The following is a 20702-nucleotide window of genomic DNA, read 5'->3' on the forward strand; positions in this document are numbered from 1 at the left end:
AACTTATTCTACAGAAAACATAAAGCTATATATAGGCTGTTTTCCATCTTGTATTTCAATTTCAATATCTTCATAATTTTCACTTAAGAAATTTTCAATGGTAGCAACATTTTCATCTGCAGCATCGATTCCTTTAATGATCGTAACAATTTCTGCATCTTCATCAATCATTGATTTCAATAATTCAATACATACTTTGTTCTGATCTTTATCCGATACCGTAATCTTACTCTCATTAATACCCATAAATGCATCTTTCTCAATATTAACACCATCAATAGTCGTATCTCTGACAGCATATGTAACGGAACCTGACTTCACATGCTGCATCGCTTCTGTCATTAATGCCTTATTGTCATCACTAGATGCTTCCGGATTGTATGCAAGCATCGCACCTAACCCTTGTGGTATTGTCTTAGACGGCACTACTGCTACAGGAATATCCACAACTTGAGCTGCTTGTTCTGCAGCCATAATTATGTTCTTATTATTCGGTAGAACGACCGCTTCTTTACATCCACTTGCTTCAATAATCTTTACAATATCTTCAGTAGATGGATTCATCGTCTGTCCACCGCTAATAACATGCGTTGCACCAATCGACCTGAATAACTCAGTAATACCCTCACCCATAGAAATTGTGATCAACGCTTTTTCTACTTTCTCAATCTCGTTTTTAGTTTCCTTAATACCACGCTTACGTAACACTTCGCGATGCTGTTCACGCATATTCTCTATCTTAATCTTGATAATCTCTCCATATTGACTACCATATGTTAATGCTTCCCCAGGTGTTTCTGAGTGAACATGCGTTTTAACGATTTCTTCATCAGAAATCACAAGGAGCGAGTCACCAAACTTAGACATATCTTCTCTGAAATCATCTTCATTAAATGGTTTCATTCCATCTTTAAATCGAACCATAAATTCAGTACAGAATCCTGGCACGATGTCTTCAGTTTTAACCACATCACCGAAGTCATGATCATCATTAATAAAGTCGTCATTAATATCTCGCTTAACAGGTGCTGCAATTGTTTCACCCTTTAAAACAGCAAGGAATCCTTCATAGACATACATCAAACCCTGACCGCCGCTATCTACTACCCCAACTTCTTTTAATACTGGAAGTAGGTCTGGTGTACGCTTTAATGATTCGTTCCCAGCTTTAACGAGCGCTTCCATAATTACGATACAGTCATCCGTTGATTCACTAGCCTTCATAGCAGCTTCTCCAGCTTCACGGGCAACTGTAAGAATGGTACCTTCAACGGGTTTCATTACTGCCTTATAAGCTGTTTTTACACCTGCTTGAAATGCTTTAGCAAATTTTTGGGCGTCTATCGCACTCTCCGCTTCGATATACTTAGAAAACCCTCTGAATAGCTGTGATAGAATAACGCCCGAATTCCCACGTGCTCCCATTAATAAACCTTTTGAGAATGCAATTCCAACGTTTCCAATATGTGCTTCAATATTCTCCTCAGTTTCTTTCGCACCTGAACTCATCGAAAGATTCATATTCGTTCCAGTATCACCATCTGGTACCGGAAAGACGTTCAGTGAATCTACATAGTCTGCATTTTGAGATAAGTTATTTGCTCCTGTGATGATCATTTCAGCAAATAGCTTGCCGTCAATTGTTTTCATTATGAAATCCTCCCTATTCTTCATCATCCAGTTTGATGACACGTACACCTTGAATGTATATGTTTACTGAATTAACCGTTAAGTTTAAAGTTTGTTCTAAAGTGTATTTAACTGTCGATTGTACATTACTTGCAATTTCAGAAATTTTTGTGCCATATGCAACAATAATATACATATCAACATCTAAAGTACCGTTATTATTTGTTACGATAACACCTTTAGAATAGTTGTCACGCCCTAAAATATCTGCAATACCATCTCTAACCTGATGTTTACTTGCCATACCGATGATACCATAACATTCAACTGCCGCTCCACCTGCAATCGTTGCGATAACATCGCTAGAGATATCGATTGAACCAAATTCATTTGCTATTTCTAATGTCATTTCATTGCCTCCCTTGTTTATACACTCGTCATATTATTATAATCAATAAATATTCATAATTACAAGAAATCTATTGTTTAAAGGTAAAAATAATATTATATATAATATTATCTTAAGTAACTACTGTAATTTTTACTCTATTGTTACAACTGATAAACAAAAATTTATTGCATTACATATTGAATTATGTTAAATTATTATGGTATGTAAAAGATAAGTGTATCTCTATATTCTATTAAAGGAGGCAAAAACAATGGCTAAAGTATGTCATGTTACAGGTCGTAAAGCCGTAACAGGTAACAATCGTTCTCACGCAATGAACTACAGCAAACGTCGCTTCGGAGCTAACTTACAAAAAGTCCGCATCTTAGTAGATGGTAAGCCTAAACGTGTATGGGTTTCAGCTCGTGCATTAAAATCAGGTAAAGTGACTCGCGTTTAATTGAATATATAGATACAAAAAAGACCTTTGTGTGAAAGGTCTTTTTTTATTGCTCTGTACTTTGTATACAATAAACCATCCCTTGTTCTACCGTAACTTGCGCACGACGCTCAACAAATTCATTTGAAATCGTTCTTGTAATTCCAAGATTCACTTCCAGGCGATCAGCATCATATTTAAATCCTTCAAGTGTCAAAGTTACTCCGTCATTCACCGGAATAAAGGATATATACTTTTTATCAGGTTCATGTTCAATAATGTGTGTGCCTGCAGTAAGTACCTGAATCGTATTATACGCATTAACGATATGAAATTCGCTTGCCGACAATAATATTTCTGGATGCAATAATGTCTGCAGGTTTCCAAGAAAATGATCGAGTCTTCCGCCCGTCGCACCATGAATAAATACTTTGTTGTATTCTAAGTCTTTCGCATACTGCATTGCAACTTCAAGGTCTGTTTCATTCTTTTCAGCAGGAAGAAGGTCGATATCGATAACAGACTCTATACGTAATTTCTCTGTCTCATCAATAGAATCGAAATCTCCAAATGCTGCGATTGGTCGAATGTTATGATCAATCAGCATCAACGCACCATAATCCACACCTATCCAGTCATCACTTCCATACATCTCAAATATCGATTCATCTACTTCCAGCTGCGTACATAATATATGAAGATTCATCCTACTTCTCCTTTCAATATCTTTACTGGTACTTTATAATCATCATGCTTAAAGAAATAAGAACCTGCTACAAGCACATCAGCACCGGCTGCTTTACATAAAAGTGCTGTATCTTCATTGACACCGCCATCAACTTCTATTTCATATGAAAGTCCATGCTTATTTCGATATTCATTTAAGGAACGAATCTTATCAACACTACTCTTGATAAATGACTGACCACCGAAACCTGGATTAACTGTCATAACGAGAACAAGATCAACCATATCAAGAACCGGGATAATCGATTCGACCGGCGTTCCTGGATTAAGTGTAATCCCTGATTTCTTGCCAGCATTTCGAATCATCTGCAACGCTCTATGAATATGCTTCGTAGATTCTACATGCACAGTGATAATATCACTGCCTGCATCAGCAAATGCTTGAATATACCGTTCCGGATCTTGTATCATCAAATGTGTATCAATCGTCAGATCTGTTATACTTCTAATTTGCTGTAATACTGGAAAAGCAAAAGAAATGTTCGGAACAAATTGGCCATCCATCACATCAAAATGAAGGTAATCTGCACCTGCTGCATGGAGGTCAGCTATTTCCTCTTTCAATTCAAGAAAATTACAGGACAACAAGCTTGGAGCTACTTTCATTAATATCTCACCTTTCTATTCTCAATTTCAGACATCATCTGTAAATAATGATCATACCTTGATTGCAGTATTTCACCTGTTGCCAGCGCTGTCTTTATCGCGCATTTCGGTTCATTAAGATGCAGGCATTCTCTAAACTTACATTGAGGCGAAAGCTTAACAAAATCCGGGAACATATTTTTAAGTTCATACTTATCAATGTTATCAAGTTCAAGAGAACTAAACCCTGGTGTATCTGCAATATAACCATTTTGTAGTGGTATTAGTTCGACATGCCTTGTCGTATGTTTACCACGATTTAAAGCGTTACTGATGACACCGGTATTTAAATTAGCATCAGGAATGAGGCTATTGATAAACGAAGACTTACCCACACCTGATTGGCCTGCCAGCACAGTGATTCCTTGAACGAGTGCGTCATAAGACTGTTCATTCAAATTGGTCACAAAATAAGTTTCATATCCGATAGATTCATACTGGTTTAGTGCACGTTCAATAAATAATGCCTCTTCTTTATTAATCAGGTCTTTCTTTGTCACAAGAATTACAGGTTCAATGCCATAAGATTCGACTTTAACGAGAAACTTGTCCAGTAAATTCAAGCTGAATTCAGGTTCTTTTGCACTTAGAACCACGATTACGCGATCAATGTTTGCTACAGGTGGACGTACCATACTGTTGTTCCTTTCATCAATAGACAAGATATAGCCGTCCGTCTCATTTTCAACTTGAAATTCTACAAAATCACCTACTAACGGAGAAATACCGCGTTTTCTAAAATTACCTCTCGCACGGCACTGATATATTTTCGCCTCACTTTTTACATAATAGAAACCACTTAATGCTTTTATAATCTGACCTTTAATACATATCACCTCTTCTTAATATTCACTTAAATTATAACATTCTCTTAGCTGTGAATATATATAAAACCACTTCTAGAATTCGAAGTGGTCAGTCAACTCTTTTTTGTAAGTATGATTTATATTCCTCTTTAAGCTCAAGGTTATACTTTTGAATGAGCTCTTTTTCAACCTCAGCTTTAATTCGATCGACATAATGCTTACTCGTCTGTCTGTATATTTTGTAAAGCAAATATAAAGTAAATCCTAAAATAACCAGAATAGATCCAAAACCTAATAGAATCATCGTCGTGAGCATATCAATCATATGATGTAACTGTGCTTCTTTATCTGCAATAAATTCCTGCACCCTGTCCAATGGATTCGTAAATAATATTATCTTCATCACCTCTTTTGTTATATTTTTAATTTTAGCCTAAACAGTGTATGATAAACAAAAAAGGAGGAAAATAATATGAAACATATTACAATAGATGCGTTACAAGATGCGTTACAGATTGGTACAGAAGCACATATTATTGATGTAAGAACACCAGAAGAATATAATGAAGGGCATATTAAAGGTGCAAAGAATATCCCACTGGATACAATTCCTGCTTCAGTCGATTCATTTAATGATGAAGATGAATACATCATCATCTGTAAGCGTGGAGGACGTGCGCTTCAGGCTGCTGAATATCTCGATAATGAGAATTTAAACATTACAGTAGTCGACCAAGGGATGGATGACTGGCAAGGTGAAATCACAAAATAAAATGACTGAGGCGTGCGCCTCAGTCATTTTATTTTGTACGGTCGATATTCACCCTTATATTTTCAATATCCATTCCAGAAGCCACTTTACCAGGAAACTTTGTCGTATCCACTGTAAAGTCTTGAGGTGGTACATCATAAGAGATTTCATTTGCAAAGAATTTCATTGTTTCCTCCATAATGATGATCGTCATCCATTCACCTGCACAGCGGTGATTTGTGTAATAATCTCCTCCGCCTTGAGGGATCAGATCAAATGGGCTTCCGTCCCAGTTCTCAAAGCGGTAAGGATTAAATCTTTCAGGTTCACTGAATAAATCGTCTCGATGTAATGTACCATAGATATCCAGGAGCATCATCGTATCTTTTTTAATCTTGTAACCATCAAATGTAATATTTTCTTTCGCTTTACCTGGCAGGAATGGAACGAACGGATAATATCTTCTTACTTCCTGCACGAATTTATATGCATAATCCTCTTCGTTTAATGCAACACGAACACGTTCTCCAGGAAACTCGTGCAACGCTAGCACACCAAAGCTCACAAACTTATTGATTGCGACAAGCGGACGTATGACATTCATCAAGTCAACCGCGCAAAGTCTTGCGTCCATTGGTTTACCGTTCATATCTTCCCAGTGACTAAATTCATATAAGGCAGTTCCTTTTTCCGGATGAATCTTTCCTTTACGCACAGCTCTAATTTGATCCTCCAGAAATTGCTCGACACGTGCACGTGCTTTTTTCGCTTCACGATAGCCGCCATATAATGAACCAATCGCACTGAATGAATCAATCATCTTATTCATGTCATCTGCCATCTTTTTGATATTATCAGGGTTATCAGCAATACCTGCCCAGCGTAGTCCAACTTTAGTAAGCAGTTCAGTTGCTTCTTCATAGACATTTACTTTTTGTTTATATTGCATATGCTCAATGTTCTGGAACCAGTAAATACGCGTAAGCTTTCTTAAGTAGGCTAAGTTTTCATCGGTCATAAGAGACATAAATAACGCCTTACGATCAATATGCGTCTTACCCGCTGTAGTATGTATTGCACCTTTACCGAACAACGTCTTTACAACACGTTTAGGTAATGTACCTTTACGTTCTGTCTTATCGTTATCATAAAATAATTCAGCTGCGTCTTTACCGCTGATAACAACAGCAGCTTTACCTCCTAAAACATGCGTTTCGAAAATATTCGTATTGAATTTCTTCATACGTGCGGGAACGTATTCATAGCCTTCTTTCATAATCTTGAATGAATTATCAATACCTCTATCTTTAGGAATTCTTTTACTCATTGTTATACCCTCCATATTTATGTAATCAATAGTAAACTCTACCCTTAATTAGATGTTTCTAACATGATTCACTGCATATTCTAAAATCTTATCTTGTGCAGCTTCATTATCAATTTCTACATCCGGATATGCTGTTCTTTCACCGGTTATACCATATTCAAAAGTATATGGTCCTAATTCAAGTGTTTCATACTCACTTAATGCACCAAAAGTCTCTTCACCTACTTTTAATGCATCACTGTTAGAGGCAAAGGCTTCAGCACTTCCTTCAGTATGTCTGCTGATCAATATGATTTCCGGCTGGATATCATATAGTTGCTGTATCCCCTTTGTGTATCTTAAGTCTAGTATAATTGGAGTATCTTTAATGATAGTTTCTTGAATATTCACAAGTTGATCCGGTGCATAGATAGTAATCTGCTGATATGTATCTCGGATAAGAACTTGAGGTTCAGGTAACGCATAGCTATTTAATGTGAAGTGATAATGCTCACTTCCTCTCCTTATCTCTGCATCGTGCTGCTTCATGATTAGGGGTGCCCATTCTTGTTTATGGAACGTATCATGAAAGAGCTGCTTGCGGTAACGGTCACTCAATACATCAACAGCATCACCGCTTAAATGTGTAATAATATCCCCGGTTACAAATCGTGTATCCTCATTCACTTCAATCACTTCAAGTCCCTCGTCTATTCTATTTACTACGAATCCGCTATGACGTTGATGTTGATAAAACTTAAAACTTTTCTGCTGATATTCTGCAAGATATTCTTTCATAATTTCAGCGAAGGTAAAATCGTTACCAGGAGCTAGCTGCTTCACAATCGTCGTATAGAGCTCTTTCGTTGCTTCATCATGTATATGTAATACCTCACTAATTTTTTCTGATACAGCTTTAAAAATATGATGATATTTCATAGACACTCCCCCTTTTATAGTTATTATACATTGAAAAGCAAAAGAAAAAAACTGGATGCACCTGCATCCAGTTAATTACCGAGTTCATTATAATTGATGTGTTCATTCATATACGTCTTACCATCAACTTTTACGAGGATGATTCCCTCTTTATCCTTACCTATTGTGAGATTAAAATTCTTTGTCGTGCTCTCTGTCGTCTTATATGATTCATACACTTTATCTATGTCATTATCTTTATCCTGAATAAAGATTTCAACTTTCTGCTTAGAACCTTCTCCTCGGTATGGAATCGTAAATGTTCCAAAATATGATTTGTCATAATTGGAAGCGCTCGTATCGTTCTTTTCTTTTGGTTTTTCTGATGATGCCTTGTCCTCGGAAGAACTTTCCTTACCTTTAGATATAACGAAATTGATGATTGAGCCGTATTGATAATTTATATTACGTATATCCTGAGAAATAATTCTGCCCTTTGGTATCGATTCAGAAGTTGTACTTTGCGCCACATTGACAATAAAACCGAGCGCTTCTAGTTCCTTTTTTGCAATATCGTAGGACTGCCCCGTAAAATCAGGAACATATACTTGTTCTGTACCTTTAGAAACTGTCAGAACTATCTCTGTATCCTCAGGAATAACTTTAGTACCAGCAGTTACACTTTGTTTCAGAATCTCTCCGGAGGAAGCCATGTCAAAGGTTTCTTTCAGTTTAATGCGCTTAAGCTGCTGTTTTTCCAGTTCTTTCTTTACATCTTTAATATTTTCCCCGACGTAGTCACCAATAGTGAAAGTTTTAGCCCCTTTTGAGATTTTTAAATCTACTTTCGAATGTGCATCTATCTTATTACCGGCAAGTGGCTTTGTATCAACAACTTGATTTTTTTCGTCTTCATTTGTAAACGTGTAGCTGACCTCGCCTTTTCTCAAATTATTATCGTCTAAAATTTGAGTTGCCTGTGTTAAAGATTTTCCATTTAGTTCAGGGACCGTTACTTTATATACTTTGAATAGAGCCGCATATACAACGGTACTTAAGGTAAACATAAGGATCAATGGAACAAGCCATAAAAGCCACCGCTTTTTATTTGCTGGTTTCTCAACGTATTGCTCCTTATGAATCGAACTTTCCTTAACGGATGGGGTCTCAGTCCTACTGTCTTTAACAACAGGAATCATCTTTGTCTTATCGTCTATCTCTGCTACTTTATCTTCTTTAGTTCTGCTAGCATCAAGCGCAGTTGTTACGTCTTCATACATCTCCTGAGTCGTTCGATACCTTCTGAGCTTATCTTTCATCGTTGCTTTATTGACTACATTTTCAAGGCTTTGGGGTATAGCGCTATTTTCCTCACGAATCGAAGGAATCGTCTCCTGGATATGTTTAATCGCGATACCAACTGCGGACTCCCCTTCAAAGGGGGGATGCCCAGTAAGCATTTCAAATAGCACGATACCTATGGAGTAGATATCGCTTGACTCATCGGTCCTGATTCCTTTTGCTTGTTCTGGAGAGAGATAATGGACGCTCCCCATAATATGATTTGTCTGAGTCATCGCTGTCTCACTCAGTGCACGTGCGATCCCAAAATCGGAAATCTTAAGCTCTTTATTGTCTGTCATCAATATATTTTGCGGTTTAATATCACGATGCACAATACGGTATGAATGAGCATGTTCAATCCCTCTCAAAATCTGTTTAGTAAAAAATACAGCTTCTTCAGGTGATAATGGGCCATGCTGCTGTATATATTCATGGAGGGTTGGACCTTCTACGTATTCCATGACTAAATAATAGTGTCGCTCATCTTCATCTACATCAAGCACTTTAACAATATTTGGATGAGACAATGTCGTAGCGTTTTGAACTTCCCTCTGAAATCTTTGAACAGCACGTTCAACATCAACGTGAGGAATATTAATTATCTTAACCGCAACCCTCTGATTCAGGATAATGTCTTGAGCAAGATACACGCTACTCATGCCGCCTCCGCCAATATACTTTAGAAGCTTATAACGTTCACTAACGATCGTACCGAGCATGTTACATGCCCCCTTTTAAAGAAGCGATCACAATCGAAATATTGTCTTTAGCAGCGCTGTTTATAGCAGTCTCAATCAGCTGATTACCGATATCTTCGATTAGATTAATAGATTTAAATATGTCATGTATCTGTGTTTCTTCAACATAATCTGTCAATCCATCAGAAGTTAACATAATATAATTATATCTATTAAAATCATATACAAATACATCAGGATGCAAATGTTTATCACTCCCCATAACTTTTGTAATTACATTACGTTGAGGATGATGTTTCGCCTCTTCCTTCGTCAGACCCCCAGCCAAAAGAAGATGGTTGACAAACGTATGGTCACTGGTCGCTTGTCTAAGCTCTCGTTCATTTATAAGATAGGCTCTTGAATCTCCGACATTCGCGATGACCACATGATTATCGTAAAGCAATGCGCAGACAAGTGTCGTCCCCATACCCTGGTTATCGTCATTCAAATGAGATTGTTTATAGAGCTCACGATTAATTTCAGCGATGTTATTTCTAAGCCAGCTTTCTGCATATTCAAACTCTATGAAATTTTCTTCTTCAAAACGTGATTTAAGCATATCGTTGACCAATGCACTGGCAACATTTCCTGCATTATGTCCGCCCATACCATCGCAAATCACCATTAACATCTGGCCTGTATGATTATAATAAACGCCACCTGCGTCTTCATTTCTTGCTCTTACTGGACCGATATCGGTAAAAAAGCGTGCATGCATATCTCTACCTCGTTTCTTCTTGTCTCTCTTTCGCTCTTAACTGACCACAAGCTGCGTCAATATCAGAGCCATGTTCACGTCTAATTGTAGCATTGATTCCATTGCGTTTTAATTCTTTTTCAAACTTAAAGATATCTTCTTTCGGAGTACGAACATAGTCACGTTCAGGCACATGATTTACAGGGATCAAATTGACATGGCAGTTTAGGTGTTTAATCAGCTGGGCTAATTCTTTAGCGTGATGAACCTGATCGTTCACACCACCGAATAATCCATATTCAAAAGTAATACGGCGTCCTGTTTTATTGACATAGTATTCTATTGACTCCATTAACTTCTCTAGATCATAAGCGCGGTTAATCGGCATTAAGCGACTTCTAATATCGTTATTTGGTCCATGTAAACTAAGTGCAAAGTTGATCTGCAGTTCTTCATCAGCAAAGTCATAGATACGTGGGATGATGCCTGATGTAGATACTGTAATATGTCGCGCACCGATATTAAGACCATCATCATGATTAATAACCTTTAAGAAATCCATCATCTCTTCATAGTTTTCAAATGGTTCACCAATACCCATAATAACGACATGGCTTACTCGTTCCTCTACTTCGTCTAATGCTTTTTGAACATTTAGTACTTGTGCAACAATTTCGCCAGCTTCTAGATTTCGTTTCAAACCACCTAGAGTTGATGCACAGAACGTACAACCGATACGGCAGCCTACTTGCGTTGTCACACACACTGAATTGCCATAATCATGACGCATTAACACTGTTTCAATCGTATATCCATCCTGTAATTCAAATAGAAATTTAATTGTCCCATCTTTACTTTCCTGCTTAACAACAGTTTTTAACGTTGTCATCGTAAAGTTATCCTCTAACACTTTACGCAGTTCTTTCGATAAATTTGACATCTCTTCAAATGAGTTAACACGTTTTACGTATAACCAGTCGTAAATCTGTTTCGCTCTAAAACTTTGCTGACCATGCGTTGCCAGCCATTCTTTTAATTCTCCGAGTTGTAATGAATAAATTGAGGGTTTATCAAAGTTCGGCATGAACTTTTTATTTTTCTTTTCTAATAATGCCATTATTTACACTTCCTTCTTAGTTTTGCAATGAAGAAGCCGTCAGAATTAAAGTCTTGCGGCAACACCTGCAATAATTTTCGCTTACCGATAACCGGCAGTTCAATCGCTTCTATTTCAAAGTCTTCATTTTGTTTGATAAATGAATACACAACGTTTTCATTTTCCATCTGTTCGATCGTACAAGTGGAATATACGAGAACACCACCAGGTTTCACTGCGTTAGCCGCATTTTTCAATATTTCAAGCTGCAGTGGCCAAAGCGTATCGATATCCTTCTGTGTCTTCTCATACTTTATCTCTGGTTTACGTTTCATTACACCAAAGCCCGAGCACGGTGCATCCACTAATACACGATCATACTGTTTATCAAACGGAACTGTTGCATCGTGCACGCTCGGATGAATATTACGCAGTGATAGTCGTGTGATATTATACTGGATTAGATCTATCTTATGTGGATGAACGTCGTGACTATCAATATGTCCTGTTCTGTTCATCTTCTCTGCAATATGACAAGCTTTACCACCTGGTGCGCTACATGCATCAAGTATTGTTTCATCCGGTTGTGGATCCAGCACATTCGCAACAAGCATACTTGAAGCATCCTGAACACTTAAGAAACCATGTTTAAATAATTCATGCTGCACGATAGGCGGTCCATCGATTGTTAAACATTCAGGTAGAATTTCTGATTGTTTAACAGTGTAACCCGCTTCAGTCAGACGTTTTATTGCATCTTCTGGCGTAATCTTCGTCGTGTTCACACGAACTGTCGTATCCGGATAATTTAGAAATTCTTCCGCCATCTCACGCGTTGTGTCAAATCCAAAGTGTGTATTCCAGTGCTTTATCAGCCAAAGTGGTGTACTTGTTGCAACACTTAAACGCTTTAGGTCATCCTTTATTTCATTTAAATCACGTAACGGATTACGCTGAAAGTTTCTCAAAATTGCATTTACCGTATTCGCACCACCCACTGAGCCTCGGCGCTTCGTTATCTCCACCGCTTCATTGATGATGGCATGATCCGGCACTTTATCTAAATAGACAGACTGATAAATACTCATAAGTATAAGTCTTCTCATCCACCCTTTAATATTCGTCTTAATATACGGCGCCGCATAAAATTCTAACGTCAGTTTACGCTGCAGCGTGCCATATACAAGTTCCGTTAAGAGCGCACGGTCAACAGGTTCAACATAACCTTTTTTTATTGCTTCATTAATCAGTAGATTACTATATGCACCTTCTGTTAAAACTTCATCCAGTATTTCAAGTGCGACACTTCTCACATTATGCTTCATTAAACTTCATCCCAACAAGTTGTGACTTCGCACCTGCAACAAAACTTGCAGCATCCATGCGTTTCTTACCAGCAGGCTGTAATGATGTAATACGCACTGCTCTATCATTCGTCGCAATAACTATACCAGACTTGTCTGCCTGAATAATTTCTCCAGGTACACCACTGCCCTCAGCAATTTCTGAAGCCCACAGCTTCATAACCTTACCATCAAAGTTCGCAAATGCAACAGGCCATGGACTTAGCCCGCGAATATGGTTATGCACTTCAAGTGCACTGCGGTCAAATGTAACAAATTCTTCTTCACGACTGACGTTAGAGGCAAATGTCGCTTCACTATCATTCTGGGATGTACGACTATTCGTGCCATCCAGTACGCTAGGCATTACTTCAAGTAATAGCTGCGTTCCTGCATCGCTTAACTTGTCGTGAAGTGTTCCGACTGTATCATCGATTTCAATCGGCACTTTGACGCTGTCGATCATATCGCCTGCATCTAAACGTTTAACCATATACATGATCGTCACACCCGAATACTTCTCACCATTAATAATCGCTTTATGAATCGGTGCACCACCACGGTACTTCGGAAGTAACGATGCATGTACATTAATACAACCTAGACGTGGAATATCAAGAACACGCTCCGGTAAAATCTGACCAAAAGCAGCTGTAACGATTAAATCAGGACTAAGCGCACGCACTTTCTCGAACGCTTCATCACTTTTCATCGATTCGGGCTGATATACTTCAATCCCTAAACTTTCTGCCATAGCTTTAACAGGAGGCGGTGTTAAAACACGCTTACGACCAACAGGCTTATCCGGCTGTGTTATGACGAGACTGACACCATGCGCTTCATGCAATGCCTTTAAAATTGGTGCTGAAAAGTTAGGCGTACCCATAAAAATAATATTACTCACCGTACATCTCCTCCAATTCTTCCTCAGTTAACTGTTTCGTCATCTTTTCTGTGAACAATTCACCGTATAAGTGATCTACTTCATGCTGAATAATACGCGCAATATCATCATACGCAGTCATTTCAATCTTATTACCATCTAAATCGTTTGCTTCAATGACAATCTCAATCGAACGATCGACAAGACCGAATACACCAGGAATTGAAAGACAACCTTCTACATCGCTTTCTGTCTCTTCTGAATAAGAAACAATCTTCGGATTCACAAGTTGCAATATACCATCAGCTTCCATATCCACTAAAGCAACCTTTAAATCAACACCGATCTGAGGTGCAGCAATCCCAACGCCATCATGATGGAATAATGTATCTTCTAAATCTTTGATCAATGCCTTTAGACTTGCATCAAACTGCGTAACATCCTTAACTTCACGATGTAACAATGGGTTTTGTTCTTCTATTAATTGTTTAATCACGTAACTTCTCCTTTATATCTTCAATCATTCTATTTTACATGAAAACGCACTGTATTACCACGTATTGATATAAATGATAAAACTCTCCTTAAACAAAGTTAAAGAGAGTGCTCGGTGTTATTTTACTATATTTTAAGAGAGATGACGAATGATTACATCATCATATACGGGTTTATATCTATATGCAGCGAGAACTTATCTTTCACAAACAGTTCATGGTAACGGTCATCCAGATAGTTAAGTGCCTTTAACAGCTCCGGTTCTGATTTAAACTTAATCAATATCTGGAAACGATGCTGATTATTAATTCGTGCAATTGGACTCGGTGCGGGTCCGAGTACATATGCTTTTGGTGATAGGTGCTGCACTAATATATCATGTATATGCTTACTTTCGGTCAGTACGGTCTTTAAATTATGATGCTGCATATTAAGATAGATCATATAGAAGTACGGCGGATACTTGCCGAGTCTTCTGTATTCCATCTCCTCTTTAAAGAATGCTTTATAGTCATAATTTACTGCGTGTTGTATTGCGTAGTGTTCAGGATTATATGTCTGAATGACGACCTCGCCTGTCTTTTCACTTCGTCCAGCGCGTCCAGCGACTTGTGTTATGAGCTGGAATGTTTTCTCGCTTGCTCTGAAGTCCGGTAAATTGAGCATCGTATCGGCGTTCAGTACGCCAACGAGTGTAATGTTCGGGAAATCCAGTCCTTTTGCAATCATCTGTGTGCCGAGTAAAATGTTCGCTTCTCCGTTTTTAAACTGTTCAAGCAGCCGTTCATGCGCACCTTTCTTGCGTGTCGTATCGTTATCCATACGGATGACTTTCGCATCTTGGAATGTCTGATAGATGATCTCTTCCACCTTCTGCGTACCGACGCCCATCTCGCGTATATGTTCACTTTCACAGCTCGGACATATATTAACAGGTGGTTCCTTATGTCCACAATAATGGCATTTCAGTTCATCCGTATATTTATGATACGTTAAGCTAATGTCGCAGTTCGGACACATCGGTACGTGTCCGCAGTCACGGCATAGCATAAACTGTGCGTGCCCTCTTCTATTTAAGAAGAGCACCACCTGTTCTCCTTTATCAATCTTCTCCTGAATCTTATCGTGCAGTATGCCGGAGAACATCGAACGATTTCCCCGCATCAGTTCTTCCCGCATATTCGAGACGATCATCTCTGGCATCGCGGATTTGTTTGCGCGTGTTAACATTTCGAGCTTCGTATATACACCCTTTTCTGCACGTGCATAACTTTCAAGTGATGGTGTGGCGCTTCCGAGCACGAGCGGACAGTGATGATACTGCGCACGCCATTCCGCAATTTCGCGGGCATGGTATCGTGGATAGTCTTCCTGCTTATATGTTGTTTCATGCTCTTCATCGATAATGATGATGCCGATATTTTTAAATGGTGCGAATATACTGGACCTTGCACCGACAGATACGCGTGCCTCCCCCATCTTTATCTTGCGCCACTCATCATAGCGTTCACCGTTAGAAAGACCTGAGTGCAGTACGGCCACTTCATCACCGAAGCGGGACTTGAATCGATCTACCATCTGAGGTGTCAGCGCAATTTCAGGTACCAGTACGATGGCATCCTGTCCTTTGTCCAGCACTTCTTTAATGAGCTGAAGATATACCTCTGTCTTACCACTTCCAGTAATCCCGTGTAACAGGAATGTTTCTGACTGATTTTTATTAATAGTTGCCATAACAGCATTGTATGCACTCTGCTGTTCATCATGCAGTGCTTTTTCCTTATCTTCAAAGAACACTTTATGCGCATATGGATCTCGAGTCGTTTCAATATTGATTTTTTCTAAAAATCTTTTTTGCACTAAGTTATTGACTACAGCATTTGATATGCCCTCTTCTTTCAGTTCGATCAATGTCAGTTCTCCTGCATCATTTATGAGTTCGATCGCACGTATCTGCGTTTCAGATTTTAGCTGTGAAATGATGTCATCTACATTCGAATGATTAAGCTTCACACCGACGAATGTTTTTTTCTTGTATTTTTGAGAGACTTCGATATCTTCAACGACGTCACCACATTCAATATATGGTTTGAGCAGCGAAACAATTTCAAGCTGCTGCGCGCGTTCCAGTGTTAAGGTTGCATCTTTAAAATATTGCGTGAGTTCTTGCGGCATACGTTCATCATCTATTAAACGGAATATCTTCTTATACTTCCCTTTTACTGCGTTTGGCAGCATCGCATCGAGCACTGCAATACGCTTAGAGACGTGAGAATAGCTCATCCACTCACTTAAATCTATTAATTCGGGCGTAAGTTCCGGTATAAAGTCCTGAATCGCAATGACAGGTTTTAGCTTGTCGTATTCTGCATTATCCGTCACTGTGATAACATAACCCTGTATTTTTCGTGGACCAAACGGCACAACAACTCTCTGGCCTGGTACGATATCGCTTTTTAGATGTTCCGGAATATAATAATCAAACAACTTATCAACACGTTTACTATTAACGTCTACGATAACTTTTGCAATCACTTAAATCCCTTCTCTTTTACATGTGATAATATTTCATGTGCAATGTTAAGCTTAGGTTGTTTTGGAATATCGATGTGCGTTCCATCTTTAAAATACATCGTTACAGCGTTGTCATTCGATTTAAATCCGATAGATTTATCACCCACATTATTTGCAACAATAACATCTGCATTTTTCTTGTTCAATTTGCCGCGTGCATACATTTCGACATGCTCTGTCTCAGCTGCAAAGCCAACTACAAATTGTGTCGTCTTATGCTCACCAATATATTTCAGTATATCCTCTGTACGTTTAAATGTAATCGTGAGATCTCCCTCTTGTTTCTTTAATTTCTGGTCATGTGTTTCTACTGGTGTATAGTCTGCTACTGCTGCTGCTTTAATAATAATATCCTGTTCCATATTATCTTTTACTGCATTGAACATATCTTGTGCACTTTCAGTCTTAATATGATGTACACATTTCGGCACAGGTATTCCTACGTCTGTCGATACTAATGTTACATCTGCACCTCGCAGGCTTGCTGCTTCAGCTAAACTATAGCCCATCTTACCCGATGAACGGTTCGTTAAATAGCGCACTGGATCTATCGTTTCAATTGTAGGTCCTGCTGTAATCAATACTTTCTTGCCTTGCAAATCTTTTTCTATATTATCTTCAGCAATAAATTTCATGATATCAAGTGGTTCGCTCATGCGTCCTTTTGCTATATAGCCACACGCCAAGAAACCTTCTCCCGGTTCTATGAATTTGAATCCACGCTTCAGTAACGTTTGAATATTGTCCGTTACTGCCGGGTTATTGTACATATTACTGTTCATGGCAGGTGCTAAATAAATCGTCTTCGTAAACGCAAGTACAGTTGCAGTCAGTATATTGTCACTGATACCATGTGCAATCTTACCGAGCGTTGATGCAGTTAATGGTGCGATGATCATAATATCTGCCCAGTCTCCAAGAGCAATATGCTGAATTTCAGCTGGGTTCTGTTCCACGAAGATATCTGTGTATACAGAATTTCTGCTTAACGCCTGAAATGCAAGTGGCGTTACAAACTGCTCTGCACTCTCCGTCATGATGACACGCACTTCATGACCATTCTGTACGAGCTTACTTGTTAAATCTATCGCTTTATATACCGCAATTCCACCAGTAACGCCTAATACAATCTTCATAAGTCTAAATTCCTCCTATAAAAAAACTGACAAACATTACATTTGTCAGTTTATACTATTCCTCAGGGTGTTCGCTTGTAATATGAATCTTACCTGCAGCAATCTCTTCTAAAGACTGACCAACAGGTTTATACGATAGGTATCGGTCATTCAATTTTACATCTGGATGATCCTGCATTTCACGTGCACGTTTCGCCGCAAGGGTTACGATTAAATATTTAGAATTCACTTTTTCTTTTAATTTATCTAATGGTGGGTTTAACATTATTTTGCCTCCAGTATCATTTTTCTGAATCGTGCTTCTACACGTTCACGTTTTAAATGTTCAGCTTCAACAATCATCTGAACCTTTTCCTTTGCATCCATCACTTCATCATTGATCACTACGTAATCATAGAGATTCATCATCTCCACTTCTTTACGTGCTTCACTTATTCTATGATTGATGACTTCCTGACTTTCAGTGCCACGACCGATAAGTCGTTCCTCTAGATGTTCAAGTGTTGGTGGCGCTAAGAAGATGAATAGTGCTTCAGGAAATTTCTTTCTGACTTGCTTTGCTCCTTCAACTTCAATCTCTAAAAATACATCCTTACCACGTTCCATAGTATCCTTAACATACTGTACAGGGGTCCCGTAGTAGTTCCCGACATATTCAGCATATTCGATAAATGCATCTTGCTCGATCAGTGTTTCAAATTCTTCACGTGACTTAAAGAAATAATCTACACCATCTACTTCGCCTTCCCGTTTGTTTCTAGTCGTCATTGAAATTGAGTATTCGAAATCAGTATCCGGATCCTCAAATATCGCACGACGCACAGTTCCCTTACCAACTCCAGAGGGACCAGATAATACAATTAATAAACCTTTTTCTATATCCATGTCTACGACCTTTCATAAAAATGATATAAATTAAATTTATCATATAAATGAATAAAAATATAGATGAAACATTCGCCTTGTGAAATTGTTATTTCATGTTACACTATAAACATTATAAAAAGAAGGTGAAGACATGGCTTTTGACGGCTTATTTACGCATCAGATGATTAAAGAAATATCATTTTTAGAAACAGCACGAATCAATAAGATTACACAACCCGATCAATTTACGGTCATCTTAACGATAAGAGCGAACCGCAAAAATCAAAAATTAATGCTCTCAATACATCCAAACTTTGCACGTATGCAAATCACAAATAATCAGCTCGATAATCCATTTGAACCTCCGATGTTCTTACGTGTGCTGCGTAAACATATTGAAGGTGGTATCGTCGAACGTATCGAACAGATTGGAAATGACCGTATTGTTCATTTTACTATCAATAATACCGATGAAATTGGTGATCGTATTAAGCGACATCTCTATCTGGAAATAATGGGGAAACATAGTAACATCATCTTAACAGATGATAGCAATAAAATATTAGACAGCTTCAAACACTTAACACCCAACACAAACAGCGCACGTACTTTAATGCCTGGATTCAACTACGAGTTCCCACCAACAGACAAAAAGACAAATCCATTCACAGTAGATACAATCAGTGACAAGCTTGACAACACGCTCGCTATTCATAAAGCAGTACTAAGACTACTTGAAGGATTCAGTCCTCTCGCAGTCAAGGAGATGCTATCGATGGATAATGATATCGATATCGCATTTAATCGATTTATGCAGACGTTACAAACAAATGCTTCAACGTTTTCCATTGATGGCAAAGAAGATTTCTATTTCCGACCAGTAGCGCACGGTACAAGTATCGAAACTTATCATAATTTAAGCGAGATGCTGGATATCTATTATAAAGACCGAGCAGTGCGTGAACGTGTCCGTAATCAGACGAATGATCTTTCACGTCACTTAAATTCATTACTTCAAAAAAATGAAAAGAAGCTCGCAAAACTTGTTGATGAACTAGAACAGACAAAACAGATGGACAAGATGAATCTTTATGGAGAACTTATAACGAGCAACATGTATCAGCTCAAACAAGGCATGGATGAATTCACAACGAAGAACTATTATAATGAAGAAACTGTGACAATTCCACTGAACCCAAGAAAATCACCAGCAGAGAATGCACAGTATTATTACAAACAATATAACCGTCTAAAAACACGTAAAGCACATGCTGCTGAGCAAATAAAGGCGACTCAGGATGAAATAGCATATATAGAGACGATTCAGATGCAGCTGGATCATATTTCTGTAGACGATATCGATGATATCCGTACAGAGCTTGCAGAGCAAAACTTGATCAAGAAAAAACATAAAACAAAACAATCCAAAAAACAGCAGTCCTCTATCGATTATTACTTATCGCGTGACGGCCAAGAAATTGTGGTCGGCCGCAATAACCTTCAAAATGAATACATTACGCATAAATTAGGGCGTAACAACTATCTATGGTTTCATACAAAAGATATTCCAGGCAGTCATGTCGTAATTCTTGATAGCAATCCAACAGATGGCACAGTTGAAGATGCTGCAATGCTTGCCGGCTACTTCTCAAAAGCACAAGGTTCTTCTAAAATTCCAGTTGATTATACAGAAATCAAGCATGTGCATAAACCAAGCGGTGCTAAACCCGGATTCGTAACGTATACCGATCAGAGTACTGTCATGGTTACACCTGAAGAAGACTATGTCGAACATTTAAGAAACAGCTATTTAAATAAGGAAGTACCAAATTAACTGTTAATTTGGTACTTCCTTTTCATTTTTTACAAAAAAAGAGCAGGGACCAGATTACTTA

At 38.3% G+C, this 20702-nt stretch carries 21 protein-coding genes; 3 read left to right on the forward strand and 18 right to left on the reverse strand.

Going from position 1 to position 20702, the window contains the following annotated elements:
- Nucleotides 1-3: 3 nt before the first annotated feature.
- Together QNJ52_RS00845 and QNJ52_RS00850 are read right to left on the reverse strand one after the other, a co-directional pair.
- Nucleotides 4-1653, reverse strand: a complete 1650-nt coding sequence (locus QNJ52_RS00845) for a DAK2 domain-containing protein (RefSeq protein ID WP_241427510.1) — start codon at nucleotides 1651-1653, stop codon at nucleotides 4-6.
- A gap of 10 nt (nucleotides 1654-1663) precedes the next feature.
- Nucleotides 1664-2038, reverse strand: coding sequence for an Asp23/Gls24 family envelope stress response protein (locus QNJ52_RS00850; RefSeq protein WP_219494596.1), 375 nt, complete (start codon nucleotides 2036-2038; stop codon nucleotides 1664-1666).
- 253 nt (nucleotides 2039-2291) lie between these two features.
- Here QNJ52_RS00850 and rpmB point away from each other — a divergent pair, with 253 nt between their 5' ends.
- On the forward strand, nucleotides 2292-2480 hold the full coding sequence (gene rpmB, locus QNJ52_RS00855; RefSeq protein ID WP_219494595.1) for a 50S ribosomal protein L28: 189 nt from the start codon (nucleotides 2292-2294) through the stop codon (nucleotides 2478-2480).
- Between the two features lie 46 nt (nucleotides 2481-2526).
- On the opposite strand, the gene QNJ52_RS00860 is transcribed toward rpmB, so the two are convergent.
- The 4 genes from QNJ52_RS00860 to QNJ52_RS00875 form a co-directional block, all read right to left on the reverse strand.
- The gene (locus QNJ52_RS00860) at nucleotides 2527-3165 is read right to left on the reverse strand and encodes a thiamine diphosphokinase (RefSeq protein WP_219494593.1); all 639 of its coding nucleotides are present in this window, start codon (nucleotides 3163-3165) and stop codon (nucleotides 2527-2529) included.
- A complete protein-coding gene (rpe, locus tag QNJ52_RS00865) occupies nucleotides 3162-3812 on the reverse strand; it encodes a ribulose-phosphate 3-epimerase (RefSeq protein ID WP_219494591.1) in 651 nt (216 codons plus the stop codon). Before rpe ends, QNJ52_RS00860 begins: the two co-directional genes overlap by 4 nt.
- Nucleotides 3812-4687, reverse strand: coding sequence for a ribosome small subunit-dependent GTPase A (rsgA, locus tag QNJ52_RS00870; RefSeq protein WP_219494590.1), 876 nt, complete (start codon nucleotides 4685-4687; stop codon nucleotides 3812-3814). Before rsgA ends, rpe begins: the two co-directional genes overlap by 1 nt.
- A 79-nt stretch (nucleotides 4688-4766) precedes the next feature.
- Nucleotides 4767-5060: a hypothetical protein gene (locus QNJ52_RS00875; RefSeq protein ID WP_219494587.1), complete on the reverse strand. Its 294-nt coding sequence runs from the start codon at nucleotides 5058-5060 to the stop codon at nucleotides 4767-4769.
- A 69-nt stretch (nucleotides 5061-5129) separates the two neighbouring features.
- Between QNJ52_RS00875 and QNJ52_RS00880 the strand changes: the two genes are divergently transcribed.
- On the forward strand, nucleotides 5130-5429 hold the full coding sequence (locus QNJ52_RS00880) for a rhodanese-like domain-containing protein (protein ID WP_099483199.1): 300 nt from the start codon (nucleotides 5130-5132) through the stop codon (nucleotides 5427-5429).
- A 28-nt stretch (nucleotides 5430-5457) separates the two neighbouring features.
- Here QNJ52_RS00880 and QNJ52_RS00885 read toward each other — a convergent pair whose 3' ends face one another.
- The 12 genes from QNJ52_RS00885 to gmk form a co-directional block, all read right to left on the reverse strand.
- Nucleotides 5458-6735 (reverse strand): cytochrome P450, encoded by a 1278-nt coding sequence (locus QNJ52_RS00885; protein ID WP_219494586.1) that lies wholly within the window; start codon nucleotides 6733-6735, stop codon nucleotides 5458-5460.
- A gap of 48 nt (nucleotides 6736-6783) precedes the next feature.
- A complete protein-coding gene (locus tag QNJ52_RS00890; protein WP_219494584.1) occupies nucleotides 6784-7653 on the reverse strand; it encodes a S41 family peptidase in 870 nt (289 codons plus the stop codon).
- A 71-nt stretch (nucleotides 7654-7724) separates the two neighbouring features.
- Entirely contained in the window at nucleotides 7725-9695 is a 1971-nt protein-coding gene (gene pknB, locus QNJ52_RS00895) for a Stk1 family PASTA domain-containing Ser/Thr kinase (RefSeq protein ID WP_219494582.1), read from the reverse strand.
- Nucleotide 9696: 1 nt separating this feature from the next.
- Nucleotides 9697-10434, reverse strand: coding sequence for a Stp1/IreP family PP2C-type Ser/Thr phosphatase (locus tag QNJ52_RS00900; RefSeq protein ID WP_283721626.1), 738 nt, complete (start codon nucleotides 10432-10434; stop codon nucleotides 9697-9699).
- 4 nt (nucleotides 10435-10438) lie between these two features.
- On the reverse strand, nucleotides 10439-11530 hold the full coding sequence (rlmN, locus tag QNJ52_RS00905; RefSeq protein WP_012656707.1) for a dual-specificity RNA methyltransferase RlmN: 1092 nt from the start codon (nucleotides 11528-11530) through the stop codon (nucleotides 10439-10441).
- Complete coding sequence (gene rsmB / locus QNJ52_RS00910) at nucleotides 11530-12834, reverse strand: 16S rRNA (cytosine(967)-C(5))-methyltransferase RsmB (RefSeq protein ID WP_283721627.1); 1305 nt, start codon at nucleotides 12832-12834, stop codon at nucleotides 11530-11532. Before rsmB ends, rlmN begins: the two co-directional genes overlap by 1 nt.
- Nucleotides 12824-13756 (reverse strand): methionyl-tRNA formyltransferase, encoded by a 933-nt coding sequence (fmt, locus tag QNJ52_RS00915; RefSeq protein WP_283721628.1) that lies wholly within the window; start codon nucleotides 13754-13756, stop codon nucleotides 12824-12826. Before fmt ends, rsmB begins: the two co-directional genes overlap by 11 nt.
- Nucleotides 13749-14231, reverse strand: a complete 483-nt coding sequence (gene def / locus QNJ52_RS00920; RefSeq protein ID WP_099483207.1) for a peptide deformylase — start codon at nucleotides 14229-14231, stop codon at nucleotides 13749-13751. Before def ends, fmt begins: the two co-directional genes overlap by 8 nt.
- Nucleotides 14232-14383: 152 nt before the next feature.
- The gene (priA, locus tag QNJ52_RS00925; RefSeq protein ID WP_283721629.1) at nucleotides 14384-16765 is read right to left on the reverse strand and encodes a primosomal protein N'; all 2382 of its coding nucleotides are present in this window, start codon (nucleotides 16763-16765) and stop codon (nucleotides 14384-14386) included.
- The gene (gene coaBC, locus QNJ52_RS00930) at nucleotides 16762-17940 is read right to left on the reverse strand and encodes a bifunctional phosphopantothenoylcysteine decarboxylase/phosphopantothenate--cysteine ligase CoaBC (protein ID WP_283721630.1); all 1179 of its coding nucleotides are present in this window, start codon (nucleotides 17938-17940) and stop codon (nucleotides 16762-16764) included. The genes priA and coaBC overlap by 4 nt, the downstream gene beginning before the upstream one ends.
- 55 nt (nucleotides 17941-17995) lie before the next feature.
- On the reverse strand, nucleotides 17996-18205 hold the full coding sequence (rpoZ, locus tag QNJ52_RS00935; RefSeq protein ID WP_099483212.1) for a DNA-directed RNA polymerase subunit omega: 210 nt from the start codon (nucleotides 18203-18205) through the stop codon (nucleotides 17996-17998).
- Nucleotides 18205-18825: a guanylate kinase gene (gene gmk / locus QNJ52_RS00940; RefSeq protein ID WP_101141978.1), complete on the reverse strand. Its 621-nt coding sequence runs from the start codon at nucleotides 18823-18825 to the stop codon at nucleotides 18205-18207. Before gmk ends, rpoZ begins: the two co-directional genes overlap by 1 nt.
- A gap of 133 nt (nucleotides 18826-18958) precedes the next feature.
- Between gmk and QNJ52_RS00945 the strand changes: the two genes are divergently transcribed.
- Nucleotides 18959-20641, forward strand: a complete 1683-nt coding sequence (locus tag QNJ52_RS00945; protein WP_283721631.1) for an Rqc2 family fibronectin-binding protein — start codon at nucleotides 18959-18961, stop codon at nucleotides 20639-20641.
- The last annotated feature ends 61 nt before the right edge of the window (nucleotides 20642-20702 follow it).

Origin of the sequence: Macrococcus sp. S115 (assembly GCF_030067655.1) — a bacterium.
Taxonomy (GTDB): domain Bacteria; phylum Bacillota; class Bacilli; order Staphylococcales; family Staphylococcaceae; genus Macrococcoides; species Macrococcoides psychrotolerans.